19 protein-coding genes are annotated in these 22,348 nt (G+C 71.0%); 12 read left to right on the top strand and 7 right to left on the bottom strand.

The annotated features are described in order from the left end of the window. Positions 1 to 417: 417 nt before the first annotated feature. On the bottom strand, positions 418 to 1,242 hold the full coding sequence (locus tag AB0C69_RS16150; protein WP_360354058.1) for a hypothetical protein: 825 nt from the start codon (positions 1,240 to 1,242) through the stop codon (positions 418 to 420). A 212-nt stretch (positions 1,243 to 1,454) separates the two neighbouring features. Here AB0C69_RS16150 and AB0C69_RS16145 point away from each other — a divergent pair, with 212 nt between their 5' ends. The 5 genes from AB0C69_RS16145 to AB0C69_RS16125 all read left to right on the top strand — a co-directional run bounded on the left by AB0C69_RS16145 (position 1,455) and on the right by AB0C69_RS16125 (position 5,968). Beyond that, positions 1,455 to 1,868 (top strand): hypothetical protein, encoded by a 414-nt coding sequence (locus AB0C69_RS16145; RefSeq protein WP_360354056.1) that lies wholly within the window; start codon positions 1,455 to 1,457, stop codon positions 1,866 to 1,868. Next, positions 1,861 to 3,483: a carboxylesterase family protein gene (locus AB0C69_RS16140; RefSeq protein WP_360354054.1), complete on the top strand. Its 1,623-nt coding sequence runs from the start codon at positions 1,861 to 1,863 to the stop codon at positions 3,481 to 3,483. Before AB0C69_RS16145 ends, AB0C69_RS16140 begins: the two co-directional genes overlap by 8 nt. Next, positions 3,480 to 4,676 (top strand): histidine kinase, encoded by a 1,197-nt coding sequence (locus tag AB0C69_RS16135; RefSeq protein WP_360354052.1) that lies wholly within the window; start codon positions 3,480 to 3,482, stop codon positions 4,674 to 4,676. The genes AB0C69_RS16140 and AB0C69_RS16135 overlap by 4 nt, the downstream gene beginning before the upstream one ends. Next, positions 4,676 to 5,326: a response regulator transcription factor gene (locus tag AB0C69_RS16130; protein ID WP_360354050.1), complete on the top strand. Its 651-nt coding sequence runs from the start codon at positions 4,676 to 4,678 to the stop codon at positions 5,324 to 5,326. Before AB0C69_RS16135 ends, AB0C69_RS16130 begins: the two co-directional genes overlap by 1 nt. A 222-nt stretch (positions 5,327 to 5,548) precedes the next feature. Next, complete coding sequence (locus AB0C69_RS16125; protein WP_360354048.1) at positions 5,549 to 5,968, top strand: GNAT family N-acetyltransferase; 420 nt, start codon at positions 5,549 to 5,551, stop codon at positions 5,966 to 5,968. Between the two features lie 234 nt (positions 5,969 to 6,202). On the opposite strand, the gene AB0C69_RS16120 is transcribed toward AB0C69_RS16125, so the two are convergent. The 3 genes from AB0C69_RS16120 to AB0C69_RS16110 form a co-directional block, all read right to left on the bottom strand. Next, the gene (locus AB0C69_RS16120; RefSeq protein ID WP_360354046.1) at positions 6,203 to 6,715 is read right to left on the bottom strand and encodes a hypothetical protein; all 513 of its coding nucleotides are present in this window, start codon (positions 6,713 to 6,715) and stop codon (positions 6,203 to 6,205) included. A gap of 421 nt (positions 6,716 to 7,136) precedes the next feature. Next, positions 7,137 to 8,102, bottom strand: coding sequence for a MerR family transcriptional regulator (locus AB0C69_RS16115; RefSeq protein ID WP_360354044.1), 966 nt, complete (start codon positions 8,100 to 8,102; stop codon positions 7,137 to 7,139). Positions 8,103 to 8,261: 159 nt separating this feature from the next. Further along, on the bottom strand, positions 8,262 to 8,813 hold the full coding sequence (locus AB0C69_RS16110) for an ATP-binding protein (RefSeq protein ID WP_360354042.1): 552 nt from the start codon (positions 8,811 to 8,813) through the stop codon (positions 8,262 to 8,264). Positions 8,814 to 9,249: 436 nt separating this feature from the next. On the opposite strand from AB0C69_RS16110, the gene AB0C69_RS16105 reads away from it, so the two are divergent. Both AB0C69_RS16105 and AB0C69_RS16100 read left to right on the top strand, forming a co-directional pair. Then, positions 9,250 to 10,791 (top strand): serine/threonine-protein kinase, encoded by a 1,542-nt coding sequence (locus AB0C69_RS16105; protein ID WP_360354040.1) that lies wholly within the window; start codon positions 9,250 to 9,252, stop codon positions 10,789 to 10,791. Between the two features lie 119 nt (positions 10,792 to 10,910). Further along, the gene (locus tag AB0C69_RS16100) at positions 10,911 to 11,942 is read left to right on the top strand and encodes a hypothetical protein (RefSeq protein WP_360354038.1); all 1,032 of its coding nucleotides are present in this window, start codon (positions 10,911 to 10,913) and stop codon (positions 11,940 to 11,942) included. Positions 11,943 to 12,015: 73 nt separating this feature from the next. Here AB0C69_RS16100 and AB0C69_RS16095 read toward each other — a convergent pair whose 3' ends face one another. Next, positions 12,016 to 12,591, bottom strand: a complete 576-nt coding sequence (locus tag AB0C69_RS16095; RefSeq protein WP_353831155.1) for a TetR/AcrR family transcriptional regulator C-terminal ligand-binding domain-containing protein — start codon at positions 12,589 to 12,591, stop codon at positions 12,016 to 12,018. A gap of 90 nt (positions 12,592 to 12,681) precedes the next feature. Between AB0C69_RS16095 and AB0C69_RS16090 the strand changes: the two genes are divergently transcribed. Beyond that, the gene (locus AB0C69_RS16090; protein ID WP_360354035.1) at positions 12,682 to 14,118 is read left to right on the top strand and encodes an MFS transporter; all 1,437 of its coding nucleotides are present in this window, start codon (positions 12,682 to 12,684) and stop codon (positions 14,116 to 14,118) included. A 169-nt stretch (positions 14,119 to 14,287) separates the two neighbouring features. Here the strand turns inward: AB0C69_RS16090 and AB0C69_RS16085 are convergent, their stop codons facing one another. Beyond that, positions 14,288 to 15,052, bottom strand: a complete 765-nt coding sequence (locus AB0C69_RS16085) for an MBL fold metallo-hydrolase (protein ID WP_360354033.1) — start codon at positions 15,050 to 15,052, stop codon at positions 14,288 to 14,290. Between the two features lie 85 nt (positions 15,053 to 15,137). Between AB0C69_RS16085 and AB0C69_RS16080 the strand changes: the two genes are divergently transcribed. The 4 genes from AB0C69_RS16080 (at position 15,138) to AB0C69_RS16065 (ending at position 20,950) form a co-directional block, all read left to right on the top strand. Further along, a complete protein-coding gene (locus tag AB0C69_RS16080) occupies positions 15,138 to 15,743 on the top strand; it encodes an ABATE domain-containing protein (RefSeq protein ID WP_360354031.1) in 606 nt (201 codons plus the stop codon). A gap of 665 nt (positions 15,744 to 16,408) precedes the next feature. Further along, positions 16,409 to 18,388 carry a pyridoxal-dependent decarboxylase gene (locus AB0C69_RS16075; RefSeq protein WP_360354029.1) on the top strand — a complete coding sequence of 660 codons (1,980 nt, stop codon included), beginning with the start codon at positions 16,409 to 16,411 and terminating at the stop codon, positions 18,386 to 18,388. Next, positions 18,361 to 20,496, top strand: a complete 2,136-nt coding sequence (locus AB0C69_RS16070; protein WP_360354027.1) for a DEAD/DEAH box helicase — start codon at positions 18,361 to 18,363, stop codon at positions 20,494 to 20,496. Before AB0C69_RS16075 ends, AB0C69_RS16070 begins: the two co-directional genes overlap by 28 nt. Before the next feature lie 61 nt (positions 20,497 to 20,557). Beyond that, a complete protein-coding gene (locus AB0C69_RS16065; protein WP_353832820.1) occupies positions 20,558 to 20,950 on the top strand; it encodes an OsmC family protein in 393 nt (130 codons plus the stop codon). Between the two features lie 12 nt (positions 20,951 to 20,962). Here the strand turns inward: AB0C69_RS16065 and AB0C69_RS16060 are convergent. Continuing rightward, positions 20,963 to 22,348 (bottom strand): glycoside hydrolase family 3 N-terminal domain-containing protein (locus AB0C69_RS16060; protein ID WP_360354024.1); only part of this gene is annotated, 1,386 nt, incomplete at its 5' end.

The following is a 22,348-nucleotide window of genomic DNA, read 5'->3' as shown; positions in this document are numbered from 1 at the left end:
GTCCGCCGAGAACGGGTAGGCGGGGTGTTCCACCACGTGGGCGATGATGCGCTCGCCCCGCCGGGCGTCCCGACAGTACTGGGGCAAGCGCCGACTCCGGCTCCACTCGTGATCGACGGGGGGCGGCCGCCCGAGCCGGGAGCCGACCCAGATCGATACGGGAGATCATCTTTCTCCCACCACGAAGGAGGTCACGAGAGGAGCGCGCCGCCGGTCACTCTGCGCGGTCGAGGACGGAGCCCGAGAGCTCGCAGCATCCTTGTTCAAGTGCCTCGAGCTGGGTTGCGGTATCGCCTCCTGAGTGTCGGGTCTGGTCTGTCGGGCGTCCGGGGTGAATTGCCCGAAGGGTCCCGTCCTTCAGGGGTGTTTGCGCCTCGGTGGCTGGGGTGGGGTTGGGGCGTCTCTGCAACAGGCCGCTCAGTTGTCGTAGCTGCGTACTGCGGCGGCGATCGGCTCGAGTCCCGCGGCCAGCTCGTCGAGTTCGTCCGTGCTGAGCACTTCGTACGGCGGTGCCGCCAGCTCGTCGGTGAGGGCCTCGATCCGGTCCTTGGTCTCCCGGCCGGCGTCGGTGAACCCGCCGTCGGCGTTCACGAGGCCGCGGCCGCGTAGCCCGTCGACGACAGCGGCCAGCTGCGCCTTGGGCAGGTGGTGGATCCGGCCGAACTCCTCGGCCTTCATGCCGAGGGAGAGGGCCATGAGGACGTGGGCTTGGGTGCCGCCGATGCCGTGGGCGACGAGGGCGGCGTTGTGGCCGTCCCCGCGGTGCTCGCGCAGCAGTGTCGCCGCGTGCCAGAGCCGGGCCACCGGCTCCTCGGGGACGTCGAGCGCCCGGAGGGCGGCGTACAGCACTCGGCCCTCGGTCGGTGCGCTGACCGCTGCCCGGGTGGCGAGGTCGGCGGCCCGCACCAGGCCGGGGGAGTCGGCGAGTTGTCCGATCATCTGCCGCAGCGCGGTGGCGCTGCCCCGCTCGCGCACGGCGATCGCCTCCTGCGGGGTGATCTTCCCCCAGACCCACGGGATGTGCCGCGCCACCTCGCCGTCGGCGAAGTTGTAGAAGACCGCGTGCACCACCTCGGCCGGTGCCAGTCCCAGCGGCGCGGCTCGGCCGGCGAAGTACCCGTCCCAGTAGTTGCGCATTCCGAGGGCCAGGAACGCCTCGTTCGGGACCTCGGAGAAGGTGACGGTGGCGATCGGCTCGACGAGCTCGAACAGCTTGTGGATCTTGGACTGTGTGTGCGACATCGGTCGGCATCTCCTCTGATCGTCACAGCCGCCCTCGTGGGCGGCGTCTCATCATCGCTACGAACGGCGCGGCCCGGATCCGACAACTCCGGTCCGATTTTCCGCCGACAACCTCGGGGGAGTCACACGGCCTCGGCCGCGACCAAAGTCGGTGGCGCGTTGCCTTCTTTTGGAGGCTGCGGGCGTACCGGACATGGCGGGAGCCTGGGATCATGAGCGAATCGAAGGTTCCCCTTGCGGCGGGCTCCTACGTCGGTTCCCCGGCTGAGGAGCTCGCGGGGCGCAAGAGAGGTCACCGGATCGCCGCGGGGGTGGATCAGCGGGTGCTGTTCCCGCGGTCCGGACGGCTGGAGCTCCATCCCGACCGCCTCGTGATCGGCGGCTGGCACGGTGGGGCCGATCTCGTGCTGCGGCCGGAGGAGGTGAGATCGGTGGCCAATGAGTACACCGACCTGTACGGGCGGTTCGTCGGCGGGCTGCTGAACTCGGGCAGGCCGCTCATCATGGAAACGGTCACGGCCGGCGAGATCTACCTGATGGTGGATCACAAGACCTTCCTGGAGACCACCGCCAACCGCAAGTGGACCCGCCTGCTGAAGAGCTGGCTGGTGTCGGGCGATGGCTGAGCCGGGCATGGGACGAAGGTGGCGGACGGCCACGCCGGTATGGGCCGTGGTGGCCCTGGTGACGGTCTCCCTGAGCGTCCCGGCGGTCGGTGCGTCGGTCACGACGGGCGAGGCGGACCCGGTGGTGCAGACCGATCTGGGTCCGGTGCGCGGAGTCGCGACAGGACGCACGGAGCTTTATCAGGGCATTCCCTACGCCCAGCCGCCGACGGGGCCCAGGCGCTGGCGCCCGCCGGTCCGTCCTCGTCCCTGGACGGCGGTACGGGACGCGAGCAAGCCCGGACCGGCATGCGCGCAGCTGGACGAGACCGGTGGCGTCGCGGCGCATTCCTCCGAGGACTGTCTCTACCTCAACGTCACCGGCCCCAGCCGGAACCGTTCTGAGCGCCGGCCGGTCGTGGTGTACCTGCACGGCGGAGCGTTCAGCTCGGGTTCGGGCAGCGACTTCGACGCCCGCCGCATGGCCGCCACGGGCGACGTTGTGGTGGTCACCGTCAACTCCCGGCTCGGCGTGTTCGGGTTCTTCGGCCATCCCGGGATGGCCGGGTCGGGCACCTACGCTCTGGCCGACCAGCGGGCCGCGTTGCGCTGGGTACGGGCGAACGCGCGGGCGTTCGGCGGCGATCCGGGGAACGTCACGCTGATGGGAGAGTCCTCGGGCGGGGCGAGCGTCTGTGCCCAACTGGTCTCGCCTCCGGCGGCCGGGCTCTTCCACCGCGCGATCATCCAGAGCGGATCGTGCCTGCAGAGCTGGCCCAAGAACGTGATGGGCCCCGGGCTCGACGCCATCTCCTATTGGGCGCCCCGAACGGCCGTGCAGGCTCGGGGCGCCGCGGCGGCAGCGGGGCTGGGCTGCGCGGGACCGGACGGACCGGCATGCTTGCGCCGGACGGACACCAGGGAGCTCCTGGCGTTGAACGGCCAGTTCGTCACCCCGGCGTTCGGGACCCGGGCGCTGCCCACCGACCCCGTCAAGGCACTGCGGACCGGCGCTTTCCATCGGGTACCGGTGATGCAGGGCAACACCCGGGACGAACACCGGCTGTTCGGGAGCCTCTTCGAGGCGGAGGAGCCCATCGATGACGCCCGTTACCGGGCTCTGCTGGCGACGTCCTTCGGAGAGCGCATGGCCCGTCGCGTCTACGTCAGGTATCCGCCCCGGGCGTACTCCGGCCAGTCGGGTTCCCCGGCCGCGCTGGCCTGGGCCGCGGTCGGCACCGACGTCGGATGGGTGTGCCCGACCCTCGCCGCCGACCGTCTTATGGCCCGGCACGTGCCCGTCTTCAGTTTCGAGTTCGCCGAGCCGAACGTCCCGGACTTCCTCGGCATCTTCCCCGAGGGTTACCCGCCCGGCGCGTTTCACGGCTCGGAGCTCCCCTTGCTCTTCGACATCGAGGGCACGTCCGTGCCGCTCGACCCGGCGCAGCGGAACCTGTCCGAATCGATGATCATGTATTGGGCCGCGTTCGCCGCCCAGGGCGATCCGAACAGGGCGGGGCTGCCCCGCTGGCCGGGGTTCCCGGCGACCCAGTCGCTGGACTCCGCGCGCGGCGGAATCTCCCAGACCGATCTGGCCGCCGGTCACCACTGCCGGTTCTGGGCGTCACGGACATGAGGACTCCGTGGTGGCCGGTGCCGGCGGCGCGCCGGGCCGAGCCGGATCGTGGCCCGGCCGCCGAAACTCCGGCAGGGTCGGCGCCGGCCTTCGTGGTCATCGCCGTCGCGGTGGTGATCGGCGCGCTGAACCTCTGGCCTAGTTACGCGCGGGGAGCGGACACGCTCGCCAACGCCGACCTGGCGGCCGGGCTCGCCTGCTGCGCAGCCTTGGTGATGCGCAGCCGCCGGCCGGTCGGGCTGGCACTGGCCGTCACGGCGGTCTCGGCCGTGTCCCTGGCGGCCGGCGGCGCGGCGTTCGTGGCGACGCTGACGGTCGCCGTGCGGCGGTCCTGGCCCGTGGCGGTGGGGATCGGCGCGCTCGGCGTGCTGACCGGCATGATCGCCGTGGCGCTGCGTCCCCCTCCCGGGCTGCCCTACGCGGTGAGCGTGGCGATCGTCGCGCTGCTGACCGCCGCGACGGTCGGCTGGGGGCAGGCGATCCGTGCGCGACGCCAGCTCCTGGCCTCCCTCGCCGAGCGGGCCCACCGCGCCGAGAGCGACCGGCACCTCCGGGAGGTCGAGGCCAGGCGGCTGGAACGGGTGCGGATCGCCCGCGAGATGCACGACGTGCTCGCCCATCGCATGTCCCTGCTCAGCGTGCACGCCGGCGCGCTGGAGTTCCGCCCGGACGCCTCGCCGGAGGAGATATCGCGCGCCGCCGGGGTGATCCGCAGCGGCGTCCACCAGATGCTCGTCGACCTGCGCGAAGTGATCGGGCTGCTGCGCGAGGACCCGGTCGACGGCGCGGACGCCCCGCCGCCCTCGCTCGCCGGCGTGGCCGGGCTCGTCGAGGAGTCGCGGCGCGCGGGTGCACAGGTCACATTGGACATGGACGTCGGGGACGGGGAGGCGGTGCCCACCCTGGCCGGGCGCACCGCCTACCGGGTCGTCCAGGAGGGATTGACGAACGCGCGCAAGCACGCGCCGGGCATGCCGGTCACCGTCACCGTGCGGGGTGAGGCCGGGCATGGGCTGGAGGTCCAGGTCCACCAGCCGCTGCCCGGCCCCGATCGCGGGCGTCCGGCGATTCCGGGGACCGGCACCGGCCTGACCGGGCTTTCCGAGCGTGCCACGCTGGCCGGCGGGCGGCTGGAGCATGGCCCGGTGGCGGACGCTCACCTGCTGCGCGCGTGGCTGCCATGGGAGGCGTGATGCCGGAACCGATCAGGGTGCTGCTGGTCGACGACGAATGGCTGGTGCGGGCGGGCCTGGCCACCATGCTCGGCGGCGTCGAGGGGATCGAGATCGCCGGTGAGGCCGCCGACGGCTCCGCGGTGCCCGCGGCGGTGCGCGCCGCCCGCGCCGACGTCGTTCTCATGGACATCCGGATGCCGGGGACCGACGGCCTGACGGCGACCCGCCTGCTGCGCGCCGCCGCCGACGCCCCCGAGGTCATCGTCCTGACCACCTTCGACACCGACGAGCACGTTCTGCATGCCCTGCGCGCGGGGGCCGGAGGGTTCCTGCTCAAGGACACCCCGCCGGCCGAGATCGTGACGGCGATCCGCCGGGTGGCCGCCGGCGAGCCCATGCTCTCCCCGTCGGTCACCCGCAAGCTCATCACCCATGTCACCGGCCGAGATCACCAGACCCGCACGGTCGCCCGCACCCGGCTCGCCTGCCTCACCGACAGCGAGCGCCGGGTGGCAGAGGCCGTCGGCCGCGGGCTGTCCAACGCCGAAGCCGCCGCCGAGCTGTACATGAGCGTCACCACGGTCAAGACGTACGTGTCACGCATCATGCGCAAGCTCGACCTGAACAACCGCGTCCAGATCGCCCTGCTTGTCCACGACGCCGAGTGAGCGTCGCTGGAGGAGGGCGCCCGGGCGGCCTCGGCCATCCGCGCCCAGCGCGCGGGCCGACCTGCGAGACACCCGGGCGGTCCGCCGGTGGCCTGGCACGATGAGGCTCTGTCGAGGTCGAAGCCGTACTGCCAGCGGCCAAGCCGTCTGAGCGAGCGTCAACCGGGGGTCCGCATGGCCGGCGTTATCTATCGTGTCGCGGACGCCACGGAGCGGCCAGCCGTGGCGGAGCTGTGGCGGAAGGTCGAGAGTGACGCCGAGTTCATGCTCGCGGAACCCGGCGAGAGGGCCACCCCGACGGAGGATCGGTCGTTCGAGGTCGTGGCAGGCCGTAACCCGCTGCTCGGCACGCTGCGTGTGGTTGTCGGGCGGTTCCAGCGGGTCGCGCACTGCGGGCATCTCGTGCTCGGAGTGCTGCCCTCACACCGAGGACAAGGAATCGGGACGGGCCTGCTGCACACGCTCATCAATCACGAAGCCCCCGAACGGGGCCTGACCCGGCTGCAGTTGAACGTCGCCGTCGAGAACCCGGCGCACCGGCTGTACCAGCGGCTGGGGTTCACGATCGAGGGCGTACGCAAGCACGCAGTGGTCGTGGATGGGATTCCGCGCGACGAGTACACGATGGCTCTCCTGCTGTAGCCAGCCGGGCTCTCGCCGGGGCGTCGCGGAACCGCAGTTGGTGGGCGCGGATGGTCCCCAGAACGAGGGCAGTGCGACAGTGCTGTTGCGCTGCACGTCGCCTGCTCTGGCAACGCGCGGGGTGGCGGACATGTGCCGCCCCGCGCGTGCCGGTGTCTCGACGGAGGTTCGGCTCTCAATGCCGAACAGAAGGAGCCTGCCCTGACCTGGCATTCAGGCCGTGTGCCAGCGGGGTCAGGCGCGGAAGGCGACGTGGGCGGAGAGCCGTTCGCCGCTGAACAGGAGGACGCCGACGCTTCCCGTAGTGGTCACGGACCAGTTCTGGTTGCCGGAGGGGTTGTTCACCCACCCCTTGACCGAGCAGGACTGGACGTCCCGGCACAGATGCTGGGCGATGGCCGGCTTGCCCGGGTTCACGCCGGACACCACGTCGATGATCGCGGTCCTCTTGTTGCACTCGATCTTGCCGTAGTGCCAGACGCGGCCTCCGACGGTACCGGCGCTGGCGTAGGTGCGGCACTGCAGACTCTGGTTGGCGAAGTGGCCGCTCCAGGGGCCGTAGTCCGTCTTCTTGATCGTGGTCGCGGCGGCCTGGCCTCCGGCGGCCGCGACAGATCCCGTCTCCGCGACGCGCGCCGCGGGCTTCGGCGATGACGTCGACTCGATGGTGAGGCCGGAGACCACCGCTCCGCCGGCCAGGGCGACGCCCAAGGCGCCCGCCGCGACGAGTGCGTTCTTCCGTTTCATGGCTGAACCCTTTCTGGGGGACGGGCACATCTACTGAGCGATTCAGTCCCGTCGTTGACATTCAGCGAAGTTAGCGAGCCGACTCGTTCGCGTTTCAGGGCCTTAGGGCCCTGAAACCGGAGAGCGGGGACCTCAGTCCGGCAGCAGATCATCAGGTAGCTGACTTCCACGGGAAGACGCGCCGCGTGCAGCGCTTGGCGACCGACCAGAAGTACGCGCCAGCGCGATCCGCTCCAGCCGCCCATTGAAGAGGCATTTTGACTCAATGCGCTCTTTCGCCTTCATCGAGGACTTGGCGACGGTACTGCCCGGGAGATATGGCGTAGGCAATCCGGAAAGCGCGGTGAAGTGGGCTGCGTCGCTCGTAAGTGACGCGGACTCGCGTTATGAACGCTGGATCAGTGGGTGGGGCCTTCAGCGGTCAGTGGGTGCCTGCTGCAAGCAACGCCCCGAGTGCCGCGGACACCGATGACGTGAAGGGCACCTCGGGCGGGAGACGGTCACGGTCCCAGCCGGGGCCTCCGACCACCACCTGTAGCGCAGGATGCGTGGTGCGCAGGTCTGTGAGCCAGGACGGGTCGCCGGTCTCGGAGGTCTGCGACCACACGAACACCGTGTGCGCCCCGGTACGGGCCACCGCGGCTGCCAGGGCCGACGCCGGCACTCGCGCACCCAGCATGAGTCTCGCCGCGCCGATCTCGGCCAAGGCGGCAGCCAGCACGAGGACCGGCAGGGCGTGCTCCTCTTCTGGGGCGCATGCCAGCACCACGGGAGTACGCATCCGCCCGGCTGGAAACTGCGTCTGAGGCGACGTCACCGCAAGTAGACAGCGCGATACCACGGCCGACAGTAGATGCTCCACTTCCACGTACTCCCCAGTGGCCGCATGCTTGCGTCCGAAGTCGACGAGCAGCGGTACGATCACCTGCTCCCATGTCGCAGTGACGCCCTCGTGTCGCAGAGCCGATTCCAGGATGCCGGTCATCACAAGCTCGTCCAGCGCCATCGCCGCATCCGCGAGGTTCCTGATCCGCGTGACCTGCGATTCGGCATGCTCGGCGGCAGAGATCTCAAGCCCTTTGTGGCTGTCGGCGGCACTGTGGCTCTGCGGCCCCTGGTCCTGCCCGTGCGGCGTGTGCAGGACCGCCTCAGCGGCCTCCGCCGGAGGCGCTCCTGCGGAGATCATCTGCTGCATGGTCTCCAGCCGGGCGACGTCGGCCTGGGTATAGCGGTGATGCCTGCCAGGGCCGCCGCCCGTCGGGCCCACGCCGTACTGGCGATCCCAGACGCGCAGCGTGGAAGGCGCCACGCCCAGCCGACGCGCCACCTCCGCCACCCCCAGTCCGCTCATTTCGGGACCCGCCTCCCCGGGTGTCAGGTCGTCCATGCTCACCCCCTACCCAGGAAGGACCGCGAAGAGTTAGTGGAACCGTCGGCTGCAACCCACGCTTGCCGCCCAGAGGCGTGGGTCTCGCTCTTTGCCGCACCGCCTATCCGACTGGCAGGGGGTTGTGAGATCCGAGAAGCCTGCGTCCTGCGGCCGGGGTCAGGCGAAGGAGAAGAGTGCGGCGGCTTGAACGGGCGTGGTCCGTTGGCGACGTCCGGGAACATCGTGGACGGTGGCCGCGCCTTCGGAGCGGAGCTGGTCAGCCCCGGCATCCCGGGCCATGACGGCGGCGTAGGCGCGGATCTGCGCGGCGGTGAGATCCGTGCGGCCTCGCTCGGTGTACTGCTGCAGGAGTTCGGTGACGTCCGGATCGAACCGCAGCATGGTCACCGGTGCGTCGAAGCGCCTGGCCATGGCGATGAGTCGCGCGCGTGCCTGCGGCGTGACGTTCGTCGACTCGGCGACCGCGGTGCGGCCCGTGGCGAGCCTGGCGACGATCCTGCGGTCACGTTCCTCGAAGATCGCTGCGTCCGCCGCGTCGGATCCCGCTTCCGCAGGTGAGCCGCCGAAAAGCTCCGCGCGGATCTCGTCGCTGGACACCACGGCCTCCGCGTCGATCCGCCGGCGCGCGATCAGGGCCCGGACGAAGCTGGTCTTGCCCGAGGCTGGTGGGCCGACGAGGACGACGAGTCCTGCCGGCACCCGGATCACCGGTGCGAGAGGGGTGCGAGGTGAAGGCTCCTGCGCGGTCGAGGGCCTCGTGTCGGGAGCCGACGGGCACTCCGCTGGGCAGTCGCTCCTCGCCGGGCAATCCGGCTGCCATGGAGGCGGATCCTGAGCGGAGATGAACCGTGAACAGCCAGCATTCGTCTTCGTCGCCGCCTCCGCTGGGATGCTCTTCCGGCGGGCGCGCGGCCTCTCACGCGGTCCCGCAGCGGCCGCACCGACCGGCCGCAGAGGGACGACCCTACTAATAGCCGCCGTGGCCACGCGTGCGGGTGCTTGCCGTCAGACGTCCCGTGCCTTGGCCGCCAGGTGTTCCAGTCCTCCGCGCGCTTCGATCGCCGGTTCGAGAAACCGGAATGACACGTGGCCGAGGGGACTGCGATCATGCGCGCCATGATCTTGTTGTGGGCGGGGGTGCACCGTGCAGCCACTGCGTCCGGCTGATCCGGCCGCGATCGGCGGCTATCCGCTGCTCGGCCGGTTGGGCGAGGGCGGGATGGGGCTGGTCTACCTGGCGCTGGCCGGAGGGGGCCGCCACATCGCGTTGAAGGTCGTGCGCGAGGGGTTGGACGATCCGCAGGTGCTGGCGCGGTTCCGGCGGGAGGCGCAGACCGTGGCGCGGGTGCGCACCCGGTACGCGGCGGCGATGGTCGCCTCTGGCCTGATCGAGGAGCCGTTCTGGCTGGCCACCGAGTACGTGCCCGGCCCGACGCTGCGCCAGGCCGTGCAGCGGTACGGCCCGCCTCCCGTGGGCACCTGTGTGCGGCTGCTGGCCGCGCTGGCCACGGGGCTGGCCGAGGTGCACGCCCAGGGGGTGGAGCACCGCGACGTCAAACCCTCCAATGTGGTGCTGGCCCCGGACGCCCCCAAACTGATCGACTTCGGGATCGCGCGGGGCGAGGACCAGACGCAGATCACCCGCACCGGGGGCTGGAACGGCACCCCCGGCTATGTCGCGCCCGAAGTGCTGCGCGAGCAGGCGTTCGGCCCGCCCGCCGATGTGTTCTCCCTCGGGGTGACGATCGCCTACGCCGCCACGGGCCGTCCGCCGTTCGGGTCAGGTCCGGTCGAGGCGGTGCTGCTGCGCACCATCAACGACGAACCCGACCTGGCCGGGCTGCCCGCCGAGATGGCGGCCCCGCTGGCGGCGGCGATGGCCAAGGACCCCGCTGATCGTCCAACCGCACAAGAACTGGCCGCGGCATGCGGGGCACCTGCGCGAACGGTCAAAGCCGATACCGGCGACCGCCCTGCCGCCCCCCACGGCCTGCAGGATGGGTTCGCCAGTGACTCCGCGTACCAGCACATCACCGCGCTGGCAGCGCAGCCAGTCCCCGTGGACGTGGCGACGGCGGTGCGGCAGGGGCTGGTACCGCACGGCCACGGGAGAACGAGAAGGCTACGCCGCACAGGCGTCATCGCCGGTGCCGCGGCCGCCGTCCTGGTCCTGGGATCGGCGGTCGCGTTCCGCTACCTCGACACCGGGGACGGCGACAACAGTGACCGGCCGCCCACCGGCCGCCCCGCCGCCGGCGCGACGGTGACGGCCGCCTCCCGGCCGGCGTTCGAGGGGTCGGTCTCCGATCTGAGCGAGGGCCGCTCCGGCTTCGGCTCGTTCCTGAAGAACAACATCGGCCGCAAGGTGCGGCTCAAGGTCGGCCTCAACATGGACCTAAAGATCACCGACGGGAAGGGCGCAGTCATCGACACGAGCGGCGCCGAACACGACAACGTCATCTTCCAGGTCTGGTCCACCTGCGAGGGCGGCCTTCCCGAGAACGAGAAGCCTGAAATCGGACGTTGCACCGCCTACCACGTGAACATCGGCAATGACGAGCGCCCCTGGAGAGGGCTCAATTTCGTGCACGGCGAGTTCATCTTCCAGGGCAACTTCGAGGTGTCAGGCGGAGACGACTACCAGGGCCTGACCCTCTACTCCCTGCTCCCCGTGGCTGCCGACTGACCTCCGCCGCCCAGGCCGGATACCCCCGTATCGCCCAGGCGCCTGAGGCCAGGCCGACTACGTCCCCCACCACGACGCCGCGGGGAACCGGCCGGCCCACTGCGTCGTCGATTACTGACGTGACTACAGTGACCCCCGCCCTGTCCGACGACCACAAAGAACTGATCTCCGACCTCTGCGGGATCGTCAGCGACTACCCCCACGGGAGCCCGTCGGCGACCCTTGGCCTGCTCGCCGACGACGCGGCGGACGCGCTCGCCCGCATCGGCACTCCGCAGGGGCGCCGGGAACGGACCGGGTACACAATCCTGCTCCACACCACCTGCTGGTATGTCGCCGCACGCGTCTTCAGCAAGTCCCTCTTCGCGTCGTACACGCAAGCCCTGGAAGGGGTGCGGGCCACGCTCGACCCGGCGTCCTGCACCTGCCCCGACGGAGCCCACCCCACGGACGTGGACGACGAGTACGGCGTCGAGGCCGGGGTGAGCATGCTGTCCGAGACCGGCCGCGCCGTGTTCGCCGAGGAGTACGGGCTGGAGGGCGAGGAGCTGGCGGCGTTCGACTGCGAGGCGTTCCTCGCCGACCTCGCCGACGGGGCCGCCGTCCGCATGCGCGAGGCCCATGAGGAGCTCTTCGGCAGTGTGGACGTCTCCCACCTCGACGCGCGGTTCCTCCGGGACGGCGGCGGGATCGACATCGTCGCCCTGCAGGAGGCCATCCGGCGTTCCTGGGAGGACAACACCGGCCCCGTCGCGCTGTGGTCCGCCCGCCGCTGGCTGGCCGGGCAGGTGCGCGACGAGGAACGGATCGGCCTGTTCCTGTCCCTGTGGATGGGCATCGCCCAGACCTACGAAGGTCTGCCTCCTTCCTACACCCGCGAACTGGTCGCGGCCCTGGACACCATCGACCCGGACGCCTCGTGCGAGCACCCCCAGCACCCCTGGTCCGCGACCACGCACGTGGACTCCCGGTACGAGGCGGTGGTGCATCTGTACGCGCCCGAGGACTACCCGGACACTCCGGTGCCCGGCGAGCTCTCGGCGCGCGAACTGTGGGAATGCCCGGCGCACTACGCCGAACTGGCACGCGGTGCGCGGGAGGTCGTCGAGCAGTGGCGTCACATGCGCGGCGGCGAGGAGGAGGGCTGGTAGGTCCTGATGCGTGCCGCCCCGCGGTCCCCGACCCTCACCCGCCTGGGCTCTTTGTGGTGGTGATCCGCGTAGATCAGGGCTGCGCCAGCAATCGGTCGACCAGCCCGGCGATGTAGTCCGGGGTGAGCGGGCCCGCGCCGAACAGGACGCGGATGTACATCGGGGCCATGATGTGGTCGAGCACGCCCAGCACGTCGGGTGGATTCTCGCCCCGTTCGCCGGCGCGGTCGAGCATGGCCTGCATGAACCGGGTGCGTTCGGCGAGAAAGTCGTCACGCGCCCGCAAACCCTGTTCGCCCCTGTTCGACAGGGCGACGGTCAGCCGCAGCACCGCCAGACCGTCGGGCCCCGTGATCTCGCGCGCCACCTGAGCCGCGTAGGCGTGCAGGTCGCCGGCCAGACTTCCGGTGTCGGGCATCGGCGACTGCGCGTTCAGGCGCGTGAGCACCACGTCGGTGAGCAGGGCCTCCAGGGTGCCCCACCGGCGGTAGATGCTGGTGTCGGCCACGCCCGCGCGGGCCGCGACGTCGCCGACCGTGAACTCGCCGTAGCCGCGCTCGCCGACCAGGTCCGTCACGGCCTGGTGCACCGCCGCCCGGACACGGGCGCTGCGCCCGCCGGGCCGCCGGACCGGTCGTCGCTCCTCCATGCCCCCACCTTAGCGCAGCTCGTGGTTGCGTTAACGAGGCCTGCCGTCTACTCTCTCCTAAAGCAGTTGATAGCTGCTTTAGGAGGAACGATGAAGTCTGCACCGCCGGTGGCCGTGCCGAACAGGGCGGCGTTGCTCACGGTGACCTGCCTGGGGCAGTTCATGGTGCTGCTCGACAACACGATCGTCGGGGCGGCGCTGCCCGACATGCAGCAGCGGCTGCACATCGAGTTGACCGGGCTGCAATGGATCGTCGACGCCTATGTGCTGCTGGTCGCCATGCTGTTGCTGTCCGGCGGCGTCTTCGCCGACCGCTTCGGCCGCAAGAGGATGTACCTGGCCGGCGTCGTGGTGTTCACCGCCGCGTCCGTCGTGTGCTCCGCGGCGCCCTCGCTCGGCTGGCTGGTCGTCGGGCGGGTGCTGCAGGGCATCGGGGCCGCGGCGCTGAGCCCCGCCTCGCTGACCCTGCTCGCCGCCGCGTATCCGGTTCCGCAGGAGCGGGTCAGGGCGATCGGGCTGTGGGCCGGATTCAGCGGAATCGGTCTGGCCGCCGGACCACTGGCCGGTGGCGTTCTGGTGGAGGCCTTCGGCTGGCCCGCCATCTTCCTCGTCAACGTGCCCGTCGGCGCGGTCCTGCTGGTCGCAGGGCTGCGCGTGCTGGACGAGTCCCGCAACCCGAACGCGCCGGCGATCGACGTGCCGGGAACGGTCCTGTCCGTCCTGGGCGTGGGGGCGCTCACCTACGGGCTGATCGAGGGCGGCGCCCGTGGCTGGACCTCGCCTGTGATCCTCAGCAGCTTCGCCGCAGCGGCCGTGATCCTCGCCGTCTTCGTGGTCGTCGAAGGACGGGTATCGGCGCCGATGCTGCCATTGCGCCTCTTCCGGCAACGGCTGTTCACGGTCTCCAACACGGCGATGATCGTGGTCGGTTTCGCGCTCATGGGCTCGTCGTTCTTCTTCTCCCAGTTCTTCGTCTACGTCCAGGGCAGCTCGATCCTGCGAGCCGGGGTGCAGACCCTGCCCGCCACGCTCGCGATGGTCGTCATCAGCCCGTTCGCGGGCCGGTTCGCCGCCCGGTACGGCTTCCGGATCATGGTCACCCTCGGCCTGGTCCTGGCCGGGCTGGGACTGCTGGCCCTGGGTTTGGTGCACGCCGACACCGGCTACGCGAACGTGTGGTGGCGGCTGGCCGTCGTCGGTATCGGGTTCGCCCTGACCATGTCCCCGCTGACCGGCGCCGCCATCCAGTCGGTCAGCCCGCAGGAGGGCGGTCTGGCGTCGGGCGTCAGCAGCACCACCCGGCAGATCGGGGCGGTCCTCGGCGTGGCGGTGCTCGGAGCCGTCGTCCGCACCCGGGAAGCCGGTGGCGCCTCCTTCGAGGACGGACTCGACAGCGCCTTCGTGGTGGCCGGCGTCGTCACTTTGGCCACAGCCGTGTTCACGGGCCTGTGGCTGACTAGGAGCACCCAACGGTCACGGCCGACGAGCCCGACCCCGCGCGTTGCTGAAGACACCATGAGCCACTGACACGGCCAGAAGCCGACCGTTGGTGATGTGGGCGTGGAGCGGACCGGCGACGCGCCGCTCGTGCGGCCTGGCGCGCGAATGCCGAGGACCTCGCCGAGTTCCACGCTGTCGTGGGTATATCAGGAGCAGCGGAAAGCCCACGTCTCGGAACGGAGGGCTGTGCCCCTGCTCAGTCGAGGTAGAGGCGCTCGGCCAGGCCCGCGGCGGTGAATGCGGCCAGGATGTCGTCGGGGCCTTCGGTGAAGTGGGACCAGCTGTCGACGTGTGCTGGGACGATCCGCCGCGCACCGAGCATCGCGGCTGCGGTGGCTGCCTGCTCGCTGTTCAGTGTGAGCAGGGCTTGGTCGAGGAGAGGTGTGCGGACGGCACCGGCGAAGATCACCGCGGTGTCCACGGGGCCCAGCCGGTCGGCGATCTCCTGGACGAGTTCCAGCGAGGCGTTGTCGCCGCTGACGTAGACGCTGGGCAGATCGGGTGCGGAGAGCGCGAAGCCGATCACGTCGCCGGTGACGGGTTCGCAGCCCTCGGGCCCGTGGCGCGCCGGGACGCCGGTGACGGTGAGCCGGCCGCCGTCGGGGCGGGGGAGTTCGTGAGCGTCCCACGGCGCCAGGCCGAGCGCGTTGCCGCCGAGGCGCCGCGCGCCGCTCTCGGTGGTGTAGACCACGGGAACGTTCGGCAGCAGGGCCCGTCCGGCGTGATCGAGGTTGTCGGGGTGCTCGTCGTGCGAGAGCAGTACGGCGTCCAGGTGACCGATCTCGCTCGCCTGGACGGCGGCTGATGCCGTCTTGCTGAGGAACATGCCGGGGCCCACCTCGTAGTCGCCCGGCTCGTCGAACGTGGGATCGGTCAGGATGCGCAGCCCGCCGATCTCTATGAGGGCGGTGGGCCCGCCGAAGACCCGAACGCGGGCGGCGCCGGCGCGAGAATCTGACATGAACACTCCTCACGTTATTTAATGGATTTCTCCGTGAGGACGCTAGCATGACGTCACGGAAGAACCAAGCAGTTAACATGAGAAGATGAGTCCAACGGACGCCGCGGCCTCACGACACCTGCTGCCCCCTGCTCCGGGTGATGACGGACGTCCGGCGCTGGCACTGGCGAATACCTGGCTGGTCACCCCCGCCGGCACGACCGACATGATCGGTGATCGGGAGCTCGCGACGGCCTGGCTCGTCGAGCGTGATCTGATCGATTCCGGGCTGGCGCTCGGTGACCCCTGCACGGCGCGCCTGCACACGTTGCGGCACAGCATCCGCGAGTTGCTCACTGCTCTGACGCAGAAGGAGCCCGCGCCTCAGCATGCATTGACCGTGGTCAACGACGCTTTGACCGCGGTGCCGCGCGCGCAACTGCTGGCCTGGAGTTCCGAACAGGGCTTGTATCGGCGCCGGCTCCACCCGCTGGACCAGGCCACCGACCACATCCTCGCCGAATTGGCCGCCGACGCCGCCGACCTTCTCACGGGTTCAGATGTGCCCAGACTCGCTGCGTGCGCTGCCGAACCCTGCTCTCGGTTCCTCGTGCGCACCCATGGAGCCCGTCTATGGTGCTCAGTGCGCTGCGGAGATCGGGTCCGGGCGGCACGGGCCTACGCCCGACGGCGTCGGCCCTCATCTGGCTAGCGGCCTGCCCGAAAAGGTCTCGGAACGATTCCCGGCCTCACGCGAATGCACCTGCCGTCCCGGTGCCGTCGGCAGTGGCGAAGCGCAACTCCGGCAACACCCGCGCTGTCACTCCGGCGGCTCTGCACGCTCCGGCCCCCGCAGCTGAGCCAACCCTCGACCACGTCAGAGCGCCGCCCGGCCACGGGACTCGGGGGCGGGACGCCTTCGGCACCCTTGATCAGCTTCCTGGCACGCGTTCGAGGGGCGGGCTCAGTGCTCGCGGCATTCGACAGTCATCCGCGCCTGACGCTGTGCACGCGCTTCGTAATGCCTCCACCGCTCTGCGGCGGGTCGGTGAACTCGGTGCCGGTCCAGCCCCTGAGAGGGGTGTTTGCACGCATCCCCGGTGGGGCCGACTGTGCGGGGTCCGCCCACGTCGGCCGACCCGCCGGCGAGTGGCGCTTTTGTCGCCCCTGAGCGCGTATGCGGTTCGACGATAAGCCAAAAATGGCTTGATACTAGACAAAAGTCGTCAACTGGATTTAATTGCGTTTCTGAGTGGTCATAGCATGCGGTGTCCTGATGGTTAGCAGTACATGCCCTTGTTGGTTTTGTTGGATCCTGCCTAAACTCGCCCGGGTCGGGTGAGTTTTCGGAGCAGTCAGAGAAATAAAAGGCTAGGCGTGGCCGACGTGTCGGAAGAATGCTCGCCGTCTATCTCGCGACGGGCGGCGCCAGGGGACTCGTTATTCGCCGCATTTGATCCGGTCCTCTTTCGGAGAAATTCCGAAGCGGTCGCCGCGCGCCTGGAATCGCATCTGGCGGACCGGTCCGTCCGGGGCCTGGACCTCGCGGATCCGGACGTCCTGGCGCAGGCGGCGCGGGCGTTGATGACCGTCGAGCGCGAGGGCATCGCCGCCTTCGACGAGAAACGGCTGGCGGCGATCGTCGACCTCTATCTCCGCACCGGCATCCAGGTGCACTCGCCCGGCTACATGGGACGGCAGTTCTCCGGCACCGTCCCGCTGGCCGGCGTCATCGACTTCGTCGGCTCGGTCGTCAACCAGCCCTCGTCCTACTACGAGGCGGGGCAGCTGCCGATCACGGCCGAGCGGATCATGGCCGAGGAGCTCAACCGGTTCATCGGATGGGACCCGGGCTCCTTCGCGATGGTCACCACGTCCGGAGGGTCGCTGGCCAATCTCACCGCGCTGCTGGCCGCCAGGAACCGCGCCTATCCCGGCATCTGGGCGTCGGGCGAGCATGGCGGTCGCGGCCTGCCCGCCATCGCGGTCAGCGAAGAGGTGCACTACAGCGTGACCCGCGCGGCCGGCGTCCTCGGCATCGGCGAGAAACGGATCGTCCGGCTGCCGGTGGACGCGCGAGGACGCATCGCCGTGCGCCGGGTGCCCGCGGTGCTCGCCGCCGCCGAGCGCCGGGGCCTGGAAGTCTTCTGCCTGGTGGCGTCCGCGGGCACCACCGCGCTCGGCGCCTTCGACCCGATCGACGAACTGGCCGGTATCGCCGCCGAAGGCCGTATCTGGCTGCATGTCGACGGGGCGCACGGCGCGAGCCTGCTCGTGTCGGACGTGCTGCGGCACAAACTGCGCGGTGTCGAGAAGGCCGACTCGCTGACCTGGGACGCGCACAAGCTGATGTTCGTCCCCGCGCCCTGCACCATGCTGTTCTACCGCGACGCGGGGGACGCCCCCGAGGCGTTCGGCCGCCGCGCCGCCAGCTACGTCCTCGACGAGGAGCCCGACGCGCACTGCGCGTTCGACAGCGGCGACAAGAATCTCGAGTGCACGAAACGGCCAATGATCATGCCGTTGTGGGCGCTGTGGGCGGTGTACGGGCGCGCCCTCTTCGCCGAGAAGATCGAGCAGTTGTGCCGGACGGCGTACGAGGCGCACCGCATCCTGCTCGACGAACCCGATTTCGAGGTGCTGCACGAGCCGGAAGCCAACATTCTCTGTTTCCGTTACCGGCCGGAAGGCGTCGCCGCCGACCGTGTCCACCGCCTGCAACTGCGAATCAGGAAACAGGTAAGGCTCGCCGGACGGTTCTTCATCTCCAAGGTGGACGTGCAGGGAACCGCGGCACTGCGCATCGTCTTCATGAACCACGAGATCAGCGCCGAGCATTTCCGGATGCTCCTCGCCGAGATCAGGAGCACCGGTGAGCGGCTGCTCCGTGGTGATCAGAAGATCAGCCGATCATCCCCACGAGAGGGGGTGCGGCGGCTCCTCCGGGACCACCGTGCCGTTCGCGACGGCCTCGTCGAGCTCCGCGATCTTCTCGCGCTGGTAGGCCTGTTCACCGGCCGCGTACGACCGGTTGTGGGTCTGAGCAGGCTGCTCCTCGGGCTTCTGCCCGGAAGTGTTGGCGGTCATCTGCGTTGCGCTCCTTCGGTGAAATGGGACCGAAAATGCAATGACTGCCCGGCTGAGCCGGGTCGGCGGAGACCGTCCGGTGAAGCGGGTGGCCCGCAACCTGCTTTCCGAGTGACCGGGCCGGGGTGTCGGTGGGGCGGCTTACGGTGGGGGGTCGTGAGAGGTCGGCTTGCGCCGGGGCGGCCGGGGCACCGGGGCGCGGCTGGCATCATGTGGGCCGAGCGCGCGGGTTGGGAGTCGGGATGGCGCATGAGGCCAAGGACGTCCTGAGGGGCGGGTACTCGCTGCTGGAGGCCGCGCGGGACCTGGTCGCCGACCATCGGCGGGCGCTGGCCGACGTGCACGCGGCGCTGGCGCCGCTGCGGGCCGAGGCGGCGCGCGAGCAGCTGACGTCGATCCCGCTGGCCCGGTTGAAGGACGTCACCGACGGGCGGCTCCGGCTCGGGCCCCTGGAGGAGGCCGGGTTCACCAGCGTCGTCGACGTGCTGGACTCGACCCCGTACAAGCTCCAGCTCCTGCCCGGGATCGGGCCCCAGACGGCGCAGCAGCTCCACGCGGCGGCCGGGAGCCTCGCGGAGGCGGCGGAGAGCTCGGTCACGGTGCGGATCGACGTCGACCGGCGCGACGAGGCGATGACGCCCGCGGTCGTCGCGCTGCACCGGCTGGTGAACGCGGGGCCGGAGCTGCCGCGGGCACGCGCGGTCGCCGAGGAGGTCGACGAGCGCATCGGGCCGCTGGTGCAGGACGCGCGGCCCGCCGGGTCGTGGTGGCGCAGGCTCCTCACTCCGCCGGCGCGGCGCGAGCGGGCGCGGGAGGCGGTCGGCGAGCTCGCGGACGCGCTCGCCGCCGAGGAGGAGCGCGGCGCCCGGCTGCTGATGTCCCAGGCGTCGGTGGACCTGCTGCGCCCGCACGTGTCGCCGGACGAGGCGTGGATCGACTTCGAGCTGCGGGCGGCCGACTACCAGACCCTCCTGGCCGAGCTCGCGGCGTCGGACCCGGAGCGGGAGGCCGCCGAGGGGTTCCTGCCGGGCGACCTCGCGGCGCGGGTCAAGGCGCAGCCGCTCGACGACGAGTTCCGCCGGGTGTCGCTGCGCGGGTACCAGGCGTTCGGGGCGCGGTTCGCGCTCGTCCAGAAGCGGGTGATCCTGGGCGACGAGATGGGGCTCGGGAAGACGATCCAGGCGATCGCCGCGATGGCGCATCTGCGGGCGCGGGGCGCGACGCACTTCCTGGTGGCGTGCCCGGCGAGCGTGCTGATCAACTGGGTCCGGGAGATCGAGACCCGCAGCGCGATCGCCGCGCACCCGCTGCACGGGTCCGGGCGCGCGGGGGCGCTGCGCAAGTGGGCCGGCGACGGCGGCATCGCCGTGACGACGCTCGCCACGCTGCACTCCCTGAACGTCCCGGAGGACGTGGAGATCGGCATGTTCGTAGTGGACGAGGCCCACTACGCCAAGAACCACGAGACGCGCCGCGCCCGCGCCGTGGCGCAGTGGTGCCGCAGGACCGAGCACGTGCTGTTCCTCACCGGGACGCCGATGGAGAACCGGGTCGAGGAGTTCCGCAGCCTCGTCGCCCACCTGCGGCCCGACGTGGCCGAGCGGGTCCGCCCGCACGACGCGGCGATGGGGGCGCGGGCGTTCCGGTCGGCCGTCGCGCCGGTGTACCTGCGGCGCAACCAGCGGGACGTGCTCGTCGAGCTGCCCGAGGTCGTGCACGTCGACGAGCTGGAGGAGTTCAGCCGCGCGGACGCGGCCGCCTACCGCAAGGCCGTGGCGGCGGGGAACTTCATGGCGATGCGCCGGGCGGCCTACGCCGTTCCGAAGCGGTCGGCGAAGCTCGACCGGCTGAAGGAGCTGGTCGACGAGGCCGCCGAGAACGACCTGAAGGTCGTGGTGTTCTCCTACTTCCGGGACGTGCTGGCCGCCGTCGGGGAGGCGCTCGGCCCGCGGAGCCGCGGGCCGATCTCGGGCGAGACGCCGGCGGCGCGGCGGCAGGAGATCGTGGACGCGTTCACCGCCGAGCCGGGGCACGCCGTGCTGCTCGCGCAGATCCAGGCCGGCGGGGTCGGGCTGAACCTCCAGGCGGCGTCGGTGGTGATCCTCTGCGAGCCGCAGGTGAAGCCGACCATGGAGACGCAGGCGATCGCGCGGGCGCACCGGATGGGGCAGGTGCGGACCGTCCAGGTGCACCGGCTGCTGACGCCCCGCAGCGTGGACGAGCGGATGCTGGAGATCCTGCACGTCAAGACGATGCTCTTCGACGAGTACGCGCGGCGCAGCGACCTGGCGGAGCAGACGCCCGACGCGGTCGACATCTCCGAGCGCGACCTCGCCCGGCAGATCGTGGCGCAGGAGCAGGAGAGGCTCGGGACGTAGGGAAGAACGCGGGAGGCGTCCGCGTTCATGCGGGCGAGACCAGCCGAACTAAGGGGATTTCATGGCGGACGTCAGGGTGGAGCGCACCGAGGACGGCTTCCGGGCCGTCAACGGCCGGGGCGCGGCGGTCGCGATCGGCGACGGGGACACCGAGGGCGCCTTCACGCCGGTCGAGCTGCTGCTGGCGGCGCTCGGCGGCTGCGAGCTGGTCACCGTCGAGCCGCTGACGGCCAAGCGGGGGCACCGGATGGCGCGGCTCGCCGCGACCGTCCAGGCCGACAAGGTCGCGACGAGCACGCTCGGCACGATCACGGTCACCTACGACGTCGAGCTGCCCGAAGGGGACGGCGAGGCCGAGGACGTCCTGAAGGCCGTGGCCGCGCGCGTCCACGAGAAGTACTGCACCGTCGGCAACGCGCTGCGGGAGCCGATGAAGGTCGATCAGGTGGTGTAGCGGGTCCGCCCTTCAGTAGCGCAGACCGTGCCCGTAGGGGTACAGGCCCTTGATCGTGACCGGCAGGCGCCCGCCCGGCTGCGCGCCGAAGACGACGCGGGCGGCGGCCCTGTGCATCGTCAGGTCGACGCGCCGGGTCCGCGCGGTCGTCCCGTAGGTCGCCAGGTAGGCGCGGACGGACGGGTACGAGGCGATGTCGTACGGCAGGCCGGTCGCCACGGCCGCGACGGGCCGGCCCGTGGCCCGCAGCGCCCTGACGAGCCGCGCCTGCCCTTCCGGCAGCGTCCCCGAGGAGTAGGTGGCGACGAGGATCCGGTCGGCGGCGCGGGCCCGGCGGACGGCCTCGGCGATCTCGGCGTCGGTGGGGTCGGTGGTCGCGGCCTGCCAGCTCGTCACGGGGCCGCGGGCGACCGCGGCCACCTCGTTCGCGAACTCCCCGGTCTGCACCACGCCCGCGACCAGTGTCCGCGCGTTCGTGGCGGGATCGAACGGGAGCACTCCGTCCTCGTTGCGCACCAGCGTCGTGGCGGCGACGCCCATCGCCAGGGCCCGCCGCAGGAAGGCGGGGTTGCCGGAGATCCGCTCGGCGGCCGCGGGGTCGGCGTAGCGGTGGTCGAACACGCGGTACCGGCACTTCAGGCCGAGGACGCGGCGGACGGACGCGTCGACCCGCGCCCGGCCCAGCGTCCCGTCGCGCAGGGCGTCGCGCAGGGCGTCCACGGCCTGCGCGTGGGCCGCGTAGTCGCCGGTCGACATGACGACGTCGGCGCCCGCCCGGACCGCCATCACGGTGGCCTCGCGGGTGCCCCAGTTCCTGTCGATCGCGTCCATGTCCATGGCGTCGGTGACGATGACGCCGCCGAACCCCATGTCCCGCCGCAGCAGGCCGGTCAGCACCTTCTCCGACAGCGTCGCGGGCAGGTCGGGGTCGACGGCCTTCACCACCACGTGCGCCGTCATGATCGCGTCGGCGCCGGCCGCGACGGCCCGGCGGAACGGGGGCAGGTGGACGCGGTCGAGCGTCGCGCGGTCGTAGGTCACCGACGGCAGGCCGAGGTGGCTGTCGGTCTCGGTGTCCCCGTGGCCCGGGAAGTGCTTGGGCGTCGCGATCACCCCGGCCCGCCGGTAGGCGCGGACCTGCGTCTCGACGAGCCCGCCGACCAGGTCGGCGCGCTCCCCGAAGGACCGGACGCCGATGATCGGGTTGGCGGGGTTGGTGTTGACGTCGGCGACGGGCGCGTAGTTCCAGTGGAAGCCCATCGCGCGGGCCTCGGCGGCCGTGACGGCCGCCGCGTCGCGGGCCTGCGCCGGGTCGCGGGCGGCGCCGAGCCCCATGGCGTTCGGCAGCGGGGTGGTGCCCTCGCGGACGTTGTGGGTCGTCCCGAACTCGAAGTCGCC

It is taken from the genome of Actinomadura sp. NPDC048032 (assembly GCF_040653175.1).
In the GTDB taxonomy this organism is placed as follows: Bacteria; Actinomycetota; Actinomycetes; order Streptosporangiales; family Streptosporangiaceae; genus Spirillospora; species Spirillospora verrucosospora.
This window is presented reverse-complemented; position numbering and strand designations above follow the sequence as displayed.

Excerpts from the sequence above, each read along its gene's own strand:
- AB0C69_RS16065 (WP_353832820.1), top strand. The coding sequence starts at position 20,558 with ATGGCGGACGTCAGGGTGGAGCGCACCGAGGACGGCTTCCGGGCCGTC.
- AB0C69_RS16140 (WP_360354054.1), top strand. The coding sequence starts at position 1,861 with ATGGCTGAGCCGGGCATGGGACGAAGGTGGCGGACGGCCACGCCGGTA.
- AB0C69_RS16095 (WP_353831155.1), bottom strand. The coding sequence starts at position 12,591 with ATGGAGGAGCGACGACCGGTCCGGCGGCCCGGCGGGCGCAGCGCCCGT.
- AB0C69_RS16145 (WP_360354056.1), top strand. The coding sequence starts at position 1,455 with ATGAGCGAATCGAAGGTTCCCCTTGCGGCGGGCTCCTACGTCGGTTCC.
- AB0C69_RS16120 (WP_360354046.1), bottom strand. The coding sequence starts at position 6,715 with ATGAAACGGAAGAACGCACTCGTCGCGGCGGGCGCCTTGGGCGTCGCC.
- AB0C69_RS16070 (WP_360354027.1), top strand. The coding sequence starts at position 18,361 with ATGGCGCATGAGGCCAAGGACGTCCTGAGGGGCGGGTACTCGCTGCTG.
- AB0C69_RS16085 (WP_360354033.1), bottom strand. The coding sequence starts at position 15,052 with ATGTCAGATTCTCGCGCCGGCGCCGCCCGCGTTCGGGTCTTCGGCGGG.
- AB0C69_RS16130 (WP_360354050.1), top strand. The coding sequence starts at position 4,676 with ATGCCGGAACCGATCAGGGTGCTGCTGGTCGACGACGAATGGCTGGTG.
- AB0C69_RS16090 (WP_360354035.1), top strand. The coding sequence starts at position 12,682 with ATGAAGTCTGCACCGCCGGTGGCCGTGCCGAACAGGGCGGCGTTGCTC.
- AB0C69_RS16080 (WP_360354031.1), top strand. The coding sequence starts at position 15,138 with ATGAGTCCAACGGACGCCGCGGCCTCACGACACCTGCTGCCCCCTGCT.
- AB0C69_RS16150 (WP_360354058.1), bottom strand. The coding sequence starts at position 1,242 with ATGTCGCACACACAGTCCAAGATCCACAAGCTGTTCGAGCTCGTCGAG.
- AB0C69_RS16135 (WP_360354052.1), top strand. The coding sequence starts at position 3,480 with ATGAGGACTCCGTGGTGGCCGGTGCCGGCGGCGCGCCGGGCCGAGCCG.
- AB0C69_RS16115 (WP_360354044.1), bottom strand. The coding sequence starts at position 8,102 with ATGGACGACCTGACACCCGGGGAGGCGGGTCCCGAAATGAGCGGACTG.